Source organism: Sulfolobus acidocaldarius DSM 639, assembly GCF_000012285.1.
In the GTDB taxonomy this organism is placed as follows: Archaea; Thermoproteota; Thermoprotei_A; order Sulfolobales; family Sulfolobaceae; genus Sulfolobus; species Sulfolobus acidocaldarius.
On record NC_007181.1, the window covers coordinates 1,942,001 to 1,956,642 of the forward strand.

The window sequence follows — 14,642 nt, forward strand, 5'->3', positions numbered from 1 at the left end:
AAATAAGTGATAAAAGTAGAATAAGTTTTGATTATTACCTTTGTCTTAGCGTTCATCGAACTCTCCTCCCTTTAGGTACTTGAGTACCTTGATTCCGTAATTTTTGGCTAATCTTATCGGAATCTCTCCTTTTGCTCTAAGTCTAAATATAATTATTGGAATAATTTCCTTGTCTCTAAATACCTTCTTAACCATTTCAACCTTAGCATAAAATCTCTTTACGTCTCTTTCCCTTAAAGTTGCTTTCACTTCTCCGAGATAGACTTTGTTATTGTACTCTAGAAATACGTCAAACTCTAAATTCTTTTTTCCGAATTTTATAGTTTTTCCGCTTACTTTACTGACATCTATGCCTTGATTTTTAAGCCAAGCAGGGAAATCTCTCCTGATTATCTCCTCTGTCATTAGACCGAATGTATTTTCTAGTCCACTTACTCTCTCGTTTAATGCTGAAACAGACTTTACCAATTTATCAACGATTTTGGTTAGACGTATAATGGCTTTTGTGTTCTCCTCTGTCATTTTCCTTAATTCAGCTATAGCCTTTGTGTTCTCCTCTGTTTGCTTCCTAAGTTCAATAATGGCTTTTGTGTTCTCCTCTGTCATTTTCCTTAATTCAGCTATAGCCTTTGTGTTCTCCTCTGTTTGCTTCCTAAGTTCAATAATGGCTTTTGTGTTCTCCTCTGTCATTTTCCTTAATTCAGCTATAGCCTTTGTGTTCTCCTCTGTTTGCTTCCTAAGTTCAATAATGGCTTTTGTGTTCTCCTCTGTCATTTTCCTTAATTCAGCTATAGCCTTTGTGTTCTCCTCTGTTTGCTTCCTAAGTTCAATAATGGCTTTTGTGTTCTCCTCTGTCATTTTCCTTAATTCAGCTATAGCCTTTGTGTTCTCCTCTGTTTGCTTCCTAAGTTCAATAATGGCTTTTGTGTTCTCCTCTGTCATTTTCCTTAATTCAGCTATAGCCTTTGTGTTCTCCTCTGAACTCTTCACCAAGTTCCCTGTTATTTCCCTTAAGCCTGCCAGCTCCTTTCCAATTTCTTCAAACTTTTTATCATAATCCTTCTGCTGTTCTCTGAAATCTTGGCTAATTGAGTGTAACTCTTTTAGACTCTCAGCTAGTGACTTCACAAGGAAAGTTTCTAATTCCTCCCTAACTATCTCTCTTACCCTTTTCTCGTCAACTACCATTATGTTATTTACTCATTTCAAGATTATATATAATTTTTTGAGAGACTACGTCATTTTCCTTTGTTAAGGTAAAATTTAATCTTAATATTATGGTTTTTCGATATAATAAAAACGAATACTATTATTAATCTAACAGCGAAAACAGAAAACTTTCCACCTTACAATAATCTGAGTTCCAGATGGTGTCTTCATTTTACCGTTAAAAGATAGGAAAAATCAGATGTCCCAAGAATTTCTTAAACTCTACAAATTCCCATGGCAGACTTTTGAAATGTCTAATATACAAGTTAAGTTATCTTTTTTCTCCCAAATTAACTTTCCCTAGGGCAAAACTCGTCATAACCTCTGTTATCTCCTCCACATTAGTCTCCTCTTTCTTCTTATGAAATATTATTTTTCCTCTGTCAAGTACATAGATCCTATCAGCAACCTCATATCCCTGAATTATATTGTGGGTAATTATCAAGACGCCGAGCCCCTTCTTTTTTAGGTTTCGTGCTAACTCTAGTACTTTCCTAGCCTCTACGACACTTAATGCTGCAGTGGGCTCGTCCATCAAAATCATTTTAGCAGAGAAATAGACCGCCCTAGCAACAGCTACTGCCTGCCTTTGTCCACCTGACAAGTTCTCCACTTTCATATTTATATCAGGTATTCTTATCTGTAGGGAGTCGAGTAATTTTTTAGACTCCTCCATCATTTTTTTCTTATTGAGGAATATCTTATTTGTTACTTCCCTAGCCAAGAATATGTTGTAATAAATTGGTAAATCGGGGATTAGAGCTAAATCCTGATATATAGTCTCTATACCCAAACTTCTAGCATCATTCGGAGAGTTAAATATGACCTTCTTTCCCTCAAATACTAAGTCTCCGCGGTCAGGTTTGTGATAACCTGAAATTATTTTAATTAGCGTTGATTTTCCCGCTCCGTTATCGCCAAGTAAAGCAACCACTTCACCCTTATTTATCTCCATTGATACACCGTCCAACGCTTTAACAGCACCAAAACTCTTATGAACATCCCTTATCTCTAGTAGGTCACTCATTTTCCTCAACTCTCCTGTATATTTTTTGTATTTTAAATTTTAATATTTTTGTTATTCTATCTTTGCCTTCAGGGGATGAGGACGTAGCAGTAGCTATAGACTTCAGCTTATATGATGCTCTCTTCGCGTAATACGAAAGTACCATCACCACTACTATGGCTCCTCCCAAGATTGCGTCAAACTCGTAGGCATTTATGCCAAGTATGTTAAATCCATTCAGAAGCTCAGATATAAATACAGAACCTAAAAAGGCACCAACCAGGCTACCTTTTCCTCCCACTAATGATGTTCCGCCTATTACGGCAGCAGCTATACCCTCCAATACCACGTCTGCGGTGAAGTTTGTTGCACCAATAGTCAGGACTCTAGATCCCTGAATTATACCCACTAAGGCTCCGATGTTTGCCATTATTATGAAATTTATAATTTTCACCCTATCTACGGGTACACCTACCTCTGAGGCTCCTGTAGGATTACTCCCTGCTGCTATTGTCCAAACTCCTATCTTAGTATAGTGTAATAGTAGTATTAGAAAGACCAATGCCCCCAATGACCATATAAAAGGTACAGGGAGAATTGAAACAGTACCTCCAAGGAATCTGAAATACGGAAATGACTCAGGATATCCACCTGAGTAAATTAATGCTATACCATTGAAAAGGAAAAGTGTGCCTACAGTCGTTATTAATGAGTTCACTTTAGCCTTAGTTGTAATCAAACCGTTCATAAGACCTATTAATGACGCGAGACCTAGGCTTAGCAGTATTGAGACCACTATGGCAGGTGTGGGTGAAATTGCCTGATATATGGAGTTATATATGGTCAAGGTTATTAACGGTACGAAATTTGCCAGTGCGGGAGGTGATAGGTCGATCTCTCCGCACAGCATAAGCATAGCTTCACCTATAGCAATAATCCCAATTTCTGCAAGATACTGAAATATTGTGGTTATGTTGTTTGAGCTAAAATAGGCGGAATTCTCGAAGTAGAAAAACAGCGCAATAATTACATTTACTAAAAAAAGTTGGAATTCAAATCTTCTAACTACATTTAATATATTCATTGTAGGTTACCCACTTGAAGATGACGATGAGGTAGTTGATGTAGGTTTATAAGCTGTTGATGAACCCTCATATCTTGACGCCAGTAAATATGGCTGTATATTACTATTGGTTATGAACTTGGAGCCGGTGTCAATATTTAATGGATATACTAAAGTATCAGATATTAGGTAAAGATATATTGCCAAAGTTGGGAGGAAACCTTGTAGGTATGGCTGCTGATCTATTGTGAAGTCCAGGTAACCATCAACTATGTTTTGAATAGTTGCAGGTAATAGATCATATCCACCAGCAGCTATTGTACCACCATTTGATACAGTCTTTATCCCGTGTTCTCTCAACACATTACCTACACCCTGAGTGCTTCCTGCATCTACTGCAAACATTCCCTTTACATCAGGATGACTGTTAAAGTAACTCTCTATAGCAGACTGTTCATCACTTACTAAGGCGCCAGTTGCTACAACATCAATAGTGTAGTGTCCCTCAATAACACTTTGAATTCCGTCTATTCTTGGTTGTATATTAGCTGTACCAGGTGTAGCTATAAATAACGCAACTCTGGAACCTGAAGGAACTAAATTAAGTATTCTCTGCCCGAATAACTGACCTGATGCATATAACGACTGTCCAATGTAGCCTAGATAAGGTGGATTATGATACTGAGAGTAACTTGGATCATCTGTAGGTATATAAGCGTTATATGCAAACACAGGAATACCAGCATTTAATGCGTCTTGTGTAGGTTTATCAAAAGCATTAGGTGATATAACAGAAACTGCTATACCGTTTGCCCCTTGAGATATGGCAGCCTCCATATCATTTACCATGGTAGTGGTATCTGAGGTCTCTGAGCCAGTCCACTGATAGTTACAATCTAGTAATAGACAAGCATCTTGAATACCGTACTGTGTTGGGACGAAGAAGGGATTAGTAGTTACGTGATTGATAAAGACAATCTTCCACGTTGGATGCTCTGGAACTTGCCCATACATAAACCCTGGCTGTGGGGGAGCAACACCTGAAGATGAAGAGCCCTTTGGTGCAGTTACGTATCCTGACCCAAATCCTGCACCGAATGCTGCTAGGACTCCAGCAATAATACCGCCCTTTGCTAATGTAGACAGTGCTCTTCTTCTAGACAAGTCTGTTTTAGACACTTGATTAATTATAGCTTTTGCAATTTCCTCTTTTATCTCATCTTTAGATTTCGCCATGTTATGATAAGTAAGACGCTTATCAATTATTAGTATTTATTTTAACATGTTAAACGTTATAAACGCTGAGTAATAATTATAGATATAATATTGCAGTTAGTATTTATACTTTATTTAACTGTTTTTCACACCCATAACGTATGAGCACTTCACAGAGTAGAAGATATGTGATACCGTCTCCCAACTTGACTTACAATTCAGAAGTTTTATGTTAGCCTAGAACTTTTTACTTTATCATTGTTTTTCTCATATCATCGCCTTTCTCCCTTAACAACAAACAAGAAATAATTGACCTTCACAACCTCTATTTTCTCCTTCCCTTTAATCTAAACTGATTAATTTATTTACTTACCTACTAATATTATAGGAGTTTTCAACTTGTTTATAAAAAGTCTTTTTAAATAGAAATCTTCCAATCTTTATATGAAAAGAGAGTTAACAACAACTGATTTTCATGCAATGCTCAACACCGATTTAGGAAGGGACCTAAAATTAGAGCAAGAAACTGTCGAGATAACAGGGAATGAGGTCAGAGTCTACGACTCAAAACACAATGAGATACTTACTCTGAATGGGGTAATTAGACTTGATGTGGAGAGCGGAATAACTATAAGTAAGCTTGTAGGAACCACGGCAGATGGTAAGGTCGTTGAATTAGCTTACTTTACAAAGAGAAAAGAGGAGGTGTTTAAGAAGTTAGCAGAGGCATTCAACTCCGGAGAGCAAATAGAGATTAAAGACGAGGTAGATGACAAGAGCCACAAGCCTGGGGTAAATACACTCAGGTGGTTATTCTCCATATCATCTAGATATAGGAAAACCATGATATTAGGTGCAACACTATCATTGATCTCAACCGGATTAAACCTCGTACCCCCTTACCTGCTCAAGATACTGATTGACAACGTATTGATATCGAACAATCACTCTGCACAACTATTCCAATTGATAGTGCTCCTCCTTATCACCTCATACACTAGCCTAGCCTTGGTATCCTCATTGCAAACAAGGATATTAAACAATTTAGGTTCAAGAATTATAAACGATCTAAGGGAAATGCTGTATAATCATGTCATTAAGCATGACTACTCGTTCATAGAGAGAATTTCCCCCAGCAGAATATTATCCAGGCTCACCACAGACGCTGGGAACACAAACTGGTTACTAGTCTGGGGATTACCTACACTAGTAACTAACTTCTTCACTCTCCTAGGGATAGGAGTGATCCTCTTTACACTTAACCCATTACTGGCAACATTTATACTTATACCCATACCGCTAATATTGTTCATGGTAGTAAGATATAGGAAGAAGTCACATAGGTTATACCATAGAAACTGGAGGAGAAGTGCTGATATAACATCAAGGATAAATGACACAATCCCCAACTTCTTGGTTGTTAGATCATTCTCGAAAGAGGAATATGAGAGTAAAAGGCTCAGAAACATGTTAGATAAACTTTATGAGTCCAGTGTAACAATAAACAGGTTAAATTCTCTCTATTGGCCTGTGATAGGTTTAGTGGTTAACCTTTCCACAGTCATAATATGGTGGGTAGGTGGTCATGAAGTCATATCAGGAGTAATTGAACTAGGTGTTATAACAGCCTTCATTGCTTACCTATCACAGTTTTACAGCCCCATAAATAACCTCAGTAACGTCTTGCCCTTTATTCAGCAATCCCTCACATCGGCAGAGAGGATAAGAGAAGTGCTAGAGGTAAAACCACAAATTACGAATTCTGAAACCCCCAAAAGACCAGTTATGCCCTCAGAGATAGTGTTCGAGAACGTATTCTTCGGTTATGATCCACACTTCCCCGTTGTAAAGAACCTAAACATAAACATCAGACCAGGAGAAAAGGTTGCAATTGTGGGTAAGAGTGGGTCAGGTAAGAGCACCATTGCAAAATTGTTATTGCGGTTCTATGATGTCAATAAGGGGAAAATAACAATAGGAGGTGTTGACTTAAAGGAGATCGATATAGATTACTTAAGGAGGAAAGTTGCATATGTTCCTCAGGACGTTGTCCTGTTCGACACTACTGTTGGTTATAATGTTGCCTATGGTTCAGATAACGTGAATGAAGTAGATATAGTAAGGGCTTGTAAAACAGCTAAAATACATGATGAGATAGTGAGATTGCCTTTCGCATATGACACAATTCTAGGTGAGAGGGGGACATATCTCTCAGGAGGGCAAAGGCAAAGGCTGAGCATAGCTAGGGCAATTATAAAGAACCCTGATGTTTTAATTTTTGATGAGGCAACATCGAATTTAGACGTAGTTAGTGAAAGGGAAGTTTATGAGGCAATGATGGAGGTCTCAAGAAATAAGACTGTAATACTCATAACCCACAACATACATGAGGTAATGAACGCTGATAAGGTAATCGTCCTGGATAACGGCGAGGTAATGGAGAGGGGAAAACCAAAAGAGTTATTACGTAACGAAACATACTTCCATAAGATTTTCAAAGACCAAATAAACGAGGAGAACGTGTTCTCTAAGGACGGTAATGGGAAAGAGATACATGACATAAGGATACTAAATCCCCGGTCAACTAAGATAACTCCTGCAGAGAGGAGGAGCAGGGTTACTGTTGAAGCTGAAAACGAGATATATAGAGACCTCATTCCTAAGGCACTATTTCCCATAACAAACCCTAAGTTCATAGGATTTTACACTGATGACGGCAAGGAGTTATTTCTGCTTGAGGACTACAGTAAACTAGATAGCGAATCGTTGAAGGTACTAGAAAGTGCTCTGTTATACAACAACCTTGTATTTAAGGTTGTTAAGATAAATAATATCAACATAAAGGGAGATCAGTTAGAGTGGGATCTTGTAACAGATAAAGGAGTTTCAAAGACATTCACGTTGGGTAGGAGGAATGTAGTTGTCTTTGAGAAAAAGGTTGTACTAATAGACCGTAATGATAACTTGTATGAAATAAATATGGAAAGTATTGATAAGAGAAGCTTAAGATTATTACTGGAGACCATTTGAACGATATTTGCAGATACTCTTTTTTAAGCTCTTAAAATTCAAGCTGTAACGTTAATTTTCGGTATTTACTCGTGTTAGTCTCACTCATTTTACTCCATTTCAAGTACATACTCTCACCTAGTCAACGCATTATTTCTACACGTAGTCTTTAGGAAAGAGTAAAGAAAAAGAGAGGAAAGATGAATCTGAGGCAAATACGGTACTAAAAAAGAGGAGTCACTTAAGTTTAAAAAAGGTTTACCTTGATGTCGGCGTAGGTGTCACAGTTATCTTCTCTCTCTTTGTCCTCCTCTGCTTTATCATAGTTTTCTCGTATTTTTCGTAGCACATACTAGATAATGTCATTTTATTAAAATATAAGCTTTCTTTAATAAAAAATAAAGTCATACTAATACATTTGAAGGATTACTTATACCAAGAAAATAGTAAGAACCAAAACCTAAAGATCTTAAATTGACCTTTATACTTAATGATTTATTATTTCTATATTAATGCATTATAATCAAACTAATAAAAATTTTTATATAAACAAATTATATTAGTAAAAAATAGGTGGTACATTTGATTGTGATTGAGTATAAAAGTGGTAGAAGGGAGGAAATTCCCGTAATAGACTACCACGCACATATTTGGAAAGCTGGCGAAAGTAATTGGTTAAGACCAGAGCTAGCAAAGGGGTGGATAAGTTGTTTTTATGATTATCAGACCGCCTTAACCCCAGATGAATATAAGATGGACTTCGAGACCTTCAAGTACTATGGTCATGAGAAGTTCATTGAAGACGTAATGATAAATGGATATGTTGACGTGGCAATAACTCAACCTCAGTATCTACTCTACTTTTATAAAAAACCTTTCGGGAACACAGAGGAATTTGGTAAATTAGCAGTAGAGAATCCATATCGTTTTGTTATAGGCACCAGATTTGACCCAAGGGATGGGGAAGAAGGAAAGAGACAATTGGAGGAAGACGTTAGGAAGTACAGGGTCAAACCATGGCAAATGAGACATGTTAAGTTGTATACAGCTGAGTGGAAAGAGGTTGACGGAAAGTTATCAAGGGGATGGAGGTTAGACTCAAAGGAGGCTTATGAATTCCTTGAGTTCAGTAAATCATTAGGTATAAACATCTTTGTTGCCCATAAGGGTCCCACAGTTTGGCCCTTAGATAAAGACTCATTTGACGTAAAGGACGTAGACGCGGTAGCCTCATCGTTCCCCGAACTTAAGTTTGTTGTAACCCATGTTGGACTACCTAGACTAGATGACTTTTGCTGGATAGCAACACAAGAGAAGAACGTATATGGAGGATTAGCAGTAGCCTCAGCTTTCATAAGGAAAAGACCCAAATATTTCGCTAGTATTATTGGGGAGTTGCTGTTCTGGTTGGGAGAAGACAGGGTTTTATGGGGTAGTGACTATGCTATTTGGAACCCTAAATGGCTAATAGAGGACTTCATGAAATTTGAATTACCAGAGGAGATCAAGAGGGAGTATGGCGTCGAGTTAACATTAGACACTAAGAAGAAGCTACTATACCAGAATGCCTCAAAACTATGGGATATACCACTAGAGGAAGTAATGAGAAGGGAAGATGACATAACGAGGAGGAGGAACTTACTTCATGTAAAGATGGAGGGGTAAGATACGGACGTAGAGAAAATACTAGATAGTGTATTTGATCCAGAGACTAATTACTCCATGTATAAGATGAGATTCCTAAAGGGATATTATGAGGACGATAAAGGAAACTTACACCTGATAATCTCTCCTCCCACCTTTTGGTGCCCTCCTCTTTTCCTCTACATTATGCTAGAGGAGATTAGAAATAGACTGCCTGATGCTATCATTGAGGTTAAGGACCATCATGACTCTAAGAAACTCTCAGAATGTATTAACAACGGTCTCAAGTTTCATGAGTGTTACAGTAACGAATCATTGAATGGTGATGAATACGAGAAAGTTAAGAGGACATTTGAGGAGAAGAGGAGTAATAAATACGGTAAGTTGGTACAACTTTCTTTAAATATAAATGGAGAATTATGTAAACTAATAGCTGAGGCGAAGGAAAGATGAAAGCTGTGAGAATTCATGAGTATAACAAGCCATTAAAGTTAGATGATGTACCTGAACCCAAGATATCATCCCCTTATGATATTATAGTAAAGATTAAGGGAGCAGGAGTTTGCAGAACTGACCTACACATTCAAGAGGGAGTTTGGAAGGACATATTCAATCCAAAACTTCCTTTTACCATAGGTCATGAGAACGTGGGAGTTGTGGAGACTAAAGGAGATAATGTAGACTGGTTGAACGTTGGAGACCAGGTAATCCTACATCCATATATAACATGCAGGAGATGTAAAGCTTGCAGGTCTGGGAATGACATGCATTGCCCCAATGGAAAATTTCCTGGTCTAGACGGTACTGACGGTGGATATGCCGAATATTTGAGGACATCAGCCTACTCAGCAATTGTAGTACCTAAGGGTGTTGACCTAATATCAATGGCTCCACTTGCAGACGCAGGCTTGACAGCTTACCACGCAGTCAAGAAGGTGTCTAAGGAACTTACCCCAGGCACATTTTTAGTAATAATTGGCGTAGGTGGTCTGGGGCACATAGGAATTCAAGTTGCTAAAGCGATCACGTCAGCCAGAATTATAGCAGTAGATCTGGATGAGGATAAGCTCAAGATGGCTAAGGAGTTAGGAGCAGACTACATAGTTAATGGCAAGGAAGCTATTCATGAGGTAAGAAAGATCACCGATAACGTGGGAGCCGATGTGGTCATTGACTTTGTTGGAGAGCATAATACGCCCAAAGACGCTGTGTCAATGATTAAGAAGGGAGGTACTTATTCAATAGTGGGATATGGTGGTGAATTCAGAGATCCAACTGTAGACTTCATTAGTAGGGAAATAAGTGTGTTAGGGAATTTAGTGGGAACCTATAACGAGTTAAGTGAATTGGTCCAATTATACGTGGAAGGTAAAGTGAAAGTAAGAGTTAAAACTTTCTCCCTGGACGAAGCAAATAAAGCCTTGGAGGAGTTAAGTAAAGGTTTAATTCCAGGGAGAGGAGTCCTTAAGCCATAATAGTTTTTTACCTCTTCAACTGTAGTCGGTTATAATATGAAAATCTTGTGTGTATATTTTCAAATGACTAGCGTAAAAAGAGGAGAAGGCAACATATTCCCTTTTTCCCAAACGCTCTAGACTTTCACAGTTAATATGCGAGCTGAGACCTGAAAATATCACGCCCCAGACCTCTTATACATAAGATATAAAAGTTTGGTATCAATCAAATTCTGAGATGTCTAAAGAGGACAGACTTACAGCGACCCACATAAAACTGATCATATTTAACGTTATAAGTTACACATTTCTGGTATACAACGCAAGCAGTGTTATAGCATACACTTCCCAAAATCTCGCCCAAGAGATCTTTCATGGTCTCTATCCGTTTTCAGTCATAGGAATTTATACAAGCTTAGTCCTATCTTATGGCTTCAGAATTGCAGGAGCCAGTCTATTAGGACCGCTATCAGATAAGCTAGGAAGAAGAGTTGCAACAATCATAGGAGGAATTGGCTCCTCTACTGCAACAGCTCTAATTGGGTTTCTTCCTCCTTATACTTCCATAGGAATATTTTCAATCATTTTGTACTTCCTACTGGTCTCAATTCAAGGTTTATTCACAGGACCATTAAGTGCAGGAGTCCAGGTCATAGGTGTGGAAAACTTACCTGAGAGGCACAGAGGTTGGTTTAGTGGTATAGGAATTGCAGTTAGCGGTACTGCATATCTGGTCGCCGTAGGTCTCTCACTCATATCAGGGAGTAATTGGAGGTTTCTATTCTGGGGGTCCTTAATCATTGTCCCCATATCCCTTTTAGCTCCAGAGTCGTCTAGGTTCAGGAAATTAAAGGAAAAAGTGAAAAGCCCTAGGAAGATTATCCTGGAGAAATACGGTAATTATCTGAAGTTTGCGTTTCTACTAAGTCTTCTGTGGGCTAGTGTCAACTTTGTGATAGGCATAATACTCCCTACATTCTTGTCCTTCGTCAATAACTTTACAGAGAGTGAAATTAGAGAGGTCATACTAGTATATTCATTGGTTAGTATAGTATCTGCCTTTGTTGGAGGAGAACTAAGTGAAGTCTTTGGTAGAAAAAGACTATCGCTAGTAGGAGGAATCCTTGGAATCTTGGTTAGTCCGATCTACTTCATCATAGCCTCGTTAAATAGTTTGTATTATGTTATTTTATATATTAGTTTGTTAACATTTTTGGGATTTTTAGGGGCGGGAGGTATACTTGCACTTGTTAACGAGAGTTTTCCTACCAACGTAAGAGGGACAGGAGTATCCATGAGTTGGAATATGGGTTTCTTTGGTGCTACGCTAGTAGCGTTAACTGTTGTATCACCGTCTTCCTATTTTAATGTTTTACCGTCAGGAGAATTTCTCGCACTTCTAATTTTGGGCTCATCCATAATTGCGGTCAGTTTATTTGCAATGGAGACAAGGGGGATGATAGATAAGGAAAAATAAAAAATATTATAGTGACCTGATGGAGGAAAAAATACGAGTTTTAGGGACTAAGTCTCTATCGAGGAACTCTTTCAACGAGCAGAGTGCTTTCTACAACTAATGTAAAAAGAAAGACTGTGCAGGTCATAGTCCTATCTTTAAATATTCTGATCATAATAAATCACTGTGTCTTTTGTGTTAGCCTAATTTGAGATAAGTGTATTTACTATTCCCATCAAGCCTCGATTTGGAGAGGGATATAAAGTCTTTATATGACCTTTAAGCTCTAATTATCTTGTGGGTTTATGTCAAAGGAAATTAGTGTTGAGGGAATTCTTGTTGGCGGTTATACCGATGAAAGAGCTAAATCAGGTTTAACTGTCATAGTCACTGAAGGGGATAACGTAGCTGGCATCTCACAAAGAGGGGGCTCACCAGCTACTTTAAACACAGATCTTTTGAGACCAGGTCATAGACAAGATCAATCAGTTAATGCCATTGTCCTGACTGGAAGGAGTGTATTTGGATTTAGGGCTGTACAAGGTGTTGTTCAAGAGTTGTTCAATAAAAAAGTTGGGTTTAAGATAGCAAATCTACGAATTCCCATAGTGTCAGCAGCTGCAATATATGACCTATATGAAAATTCTATCCTTCCAACAGAGGAGTGGGGATTCAAGGCTCTCGAATCACTATCAACTGAGATTCCCATAGGAAGATATTGGGCAGGAAAGGGAGGTACGGTAGGTAAGGTAGGAGGTCTAAAATATGCCAAACCTGGAGGTCAGGGTTACTACGAGCTGAGAAAAGGGAATGTTAAAGTTGGAGTTATTGTTGTACTCAATAGTGTCGGCAATATATATGACGAGAGTGGAAAATTGATCGCAGGAAATGAATTCACATCTGTAGACGAAAATACTTTGGGGACAACTTTAGGAGTGGTAATTACAAATGCTAAACTATCGAACTCTGACGCCTGTAGATTAGCTAGTATAGTCGAGAATGGCTTCTCTTCGGTTATAAGACCATATAACCTCTCCTTGGATGGTGATACTGTTTTCGCCATAGCTACAAACAGAGTCGAAGTTAAATTCGATGAGCTGAACGCAATGGCTTATGAAGCAGCTAGGAAGGCTGTAGTATCTGTATACTCAGAGGGACAATGAGCGATACAGAACCATGTAAAACGTAACTGTGCTATTAGAAAGTTAAATACCCATTTTACCTAAAATGTATACATGCCTTTTTATGGCTTAACTAAGGAACAGTGGTTATCCGTACTGGGGGCGTGGGCAGGATGGCTTATGGATGGTTACACTAGCATAGCTTACGCATTGGCTGCTGTAACCCTATCTCACCTTTTCTTTCCTGTATCAAACCAAGTAATAAGCCTCATAGCCACGTTTGGAGGTTTAGCCACTGGTGCAATTGCAAGACCCATTGGCTCCCTAATATTTGGTAATTTCATCGGGGATAAACTAGGAAGAAGAAGTATGCTTACTGTTACCATATTAGGCTTCTCCATATTCGGAGCCTCTAAGGGGTTACTTCCTACTTACTCTCAAGTTGGTATTTTGGCTCCCATCCTAATCTACTTAGTCCTTTTTCTCGAGGGAATGTTCGCAGGAGCGGAATATGGGGGAGGTACGTCTCTAGCTCTAGAAAATGTTCCAATTGATAAAAGAGCTTTTATCGGTGCATTTATTCAGAGCGGATTTGGAACTGGATACTTCATAATCAGTCTTGTTTACTCTGGTATTTACAACCTGTTCTTGAACGATTTTCAAACGATAGGCTGGAGGATATTCTTCCTAACATGCCTTGTACCTGGTGTTCTGACTCTTGTGATTAGATTAATATCAAAAGAGACTCCAGTCTTTGAGGAAATGAGAAAGAGGGAGGAAATACTGAAGGTTCCTATAAAGACTCTGTTTAAGGACTCATATATTCAAATACTGATTGGTCTACTGATAACCAGCGGATTGCTTTACATTAATAATGCCACCTTCAACATATATCCAACAGTCATGACTCTCAATGATATTCAAGGAGGACTGGTAGGTATTGGAGTTGCTATAATAAACCTTGTCTCGCTTTTCGGTGTTTGGACTGGAGGACTTTTGGCTAACTTGATCTCTGGCAGAAAGAGACCAATGTTAATTTACGCTATATTGTTCACAGTGTCTATTTATCCAATTTTATACTTTGGTATTACTAACAACTTTACAACTGCAACTACGGTGTTTAGTATACAGGCTTTTCTAGAGGCAATGATATTCTCCACTCTACCCTCCTTCCTCAGTGAACAGTTCAGCAAAAAATATAGGACAACTGGTGTTGGTTTCACTTACAATGGAGGTGCTATAGTTGGAGGGTTTTCCATTAGTATAATATTCGCAATTTCTACCTACATAGGACTCCTCAACTCATGGTTCATTAACTTGACCATTGCATCAATAGCTATGATCATAGGTATTTTGATATCCAAAGAGACATATTATATTGGCAAGGAGGATCCAATAAGGAAGTAATGTATATCCCAAATGACTTAACAGTAGGATAAGAGCAAATGCACAACTAGGAGATGTT

At 38.3% G+C, this 14,642-nt stretch carries 11 protein-coding genes; 7 read left to right on the plus strand and 4 right to left on the minus strand.

What is annotated here, in order from left to right:
* Nucleotides 1-45: 45 nt before the first annotated feature.
* The 4 genes from SACI_RS10245 to xylF all read right to left on the minus strand — a co-directional run bounded on the left by SACI_RS10245 (nucleotide 46) and on the right by xylF (nucleotide 4,514).
* Nucleotides 46-1,188 carry a hypothetical protein gene (locus SACI_RS10245; protein ID WP_011278915.1) on the minus strand — a complete coding sequence of 381 codons (1,143 nt, stop codon included), beginning with the start codon at nucleotides 1,186-1,188 and terminating at the stop codon, nucleotides 46-48.
* 292 nt (nucleotides 1,189-1,480) lie between these two features.
* Entirely contained in the window at nucleotides 1,481-2,236 is a 756-nt protein-coding gene (gene xylG / locus SACI_RS10250; RefSeq protein WP_015385776.1) for a xylose/arabinose ABC transporter ATP-binding protein XylG, read from the minus strand.
* Nucleotides 2,229-3,299 (minus strand): xylose/arabinose ABC transporter permease XylH, encoded by a 1,071-nt coding sequence (gene xylH, locus SACI_RS10255; RefSeq protein ID WP_011278916.1) that lies wholly within the window; start codon nucleotides 3,297-3,299, stop codon nucleotides 2,229-2,231. Before xylH ends, xylG begins: the two co-directional genes overlap by 8 nt.
* Before the next feature lie 6 nt (nucleotides 3,300-3,305).
* A complete protein-coding gene (gene xylF / locus SACI_RS10260; RefSeq protein ID WP_011278917.1) occupies nucleotides 3,306-4,514 on the minus strand; it encodes a xylose/arabinose ABC transporter substrate-binding protein XylF in 1,209 nt (402 codons plus the stop codon).
* A gap of 423 nt (nucleotides 4,515-4,937) precedes the next feature.
* Between xylF and SACI_RS10265 the strand changes: the two genes are divergently transcribed.
* From SACI_RS10265 to SACI_RS10295, 7 genes are all read left to right on the plus strand, one after another.
* Nucleotides 4,938-7,523 (plus strand): DUF1854 domain-containing protein, encoded by a 2,586-nt coding sequence (locus SACI_RS10265; RefSeq protein WP_011278918.1) that lies wholly within the window; start codon nucleotides 4,938-4,940, stop codon nucleotides 7,521-7,523.
* A gap of 567 nt (nucleotides 7,524-8,090) precedes the next feature.
* The gene (locus SACI_RS10270) at nucleotides 8,091-9,167 is read left to right on the plus strand and encodes an amidohydrolase family protein (protein ID WP_015385777.1); all 1,077 of its coding nucleotides are present in this window, start codon (nucleotides 8,091-8,093) and stop codon (nucleotides 9,165-9,167) included.
* A 66-nt stretch (nucleotides 9,168-9,233) separates the two neighbouring features.
* A complete protein-coding gene (locus tag SACI_RS10275; RefSeq protein ID WP_230937915.1) occupies nucleotides 9,234-9,599 on the plus strand; it encodes a metal-sulfur cluster biosynthetic enzyme in 366 nt (121 codons plus the stop codon).
* Nucleotides 9,596-10,621, plus strand: a complete 1,026-nt coding sequence (locus SACI_RS10280; RefSeq protein WP_011278921.1) for an NAD(P)-dependent alcohol dehydrogenase — start codon at nucleotides 9,596-9,598, stop codon at nucleotides 10,619-10,621. The genes SACI_RS10275 and SACI_RS10280 overlap by 4 nt, the downstream gene beginning before the upstream one ends.
* 217 nt (nucleotides 10,622-10,838) lie before the next feature.
* Nucleotides 10,839-12,077, plus strand: coding sequence for an MFS transporter (locus SACI_RS10285; RefSeq protein WP_011278922.1), 1,239 nt, complete (start codon nucleotides 10,839-10,841; stop codon nucleotides 12,075-12,077).
* A 284-nt stretch (nucleotides 12,078-12,361) separates the two neighbouring features.
* Complete coding sequence (locus SACI_RS10290) at nucleotides 12,362-13,219, plus strand: P1 family peptidase (RefSeq protein WP_011278923.1); 858 nt, start codon at nucleotides 12,362-12,364, stop codon at nucleotides 13,217-13,219.
* Nucleotides 13,220-13,291: 72 nt separating this feature from the next.
* Nucleotides 13,292-14,584: an MFS transporter gene (locus SACI_RS10295; RefSeq protein ID WP_011278924.1), complete on the plus strand. Its 1,293-nt coding sequence runs from the start codon at nucleotides 13,292-13,294 to the stop codon at nucleotides 14,582-14,584.
* Nucleotides 14,585-14,642 lie beyond the last annotated feature (58 nt).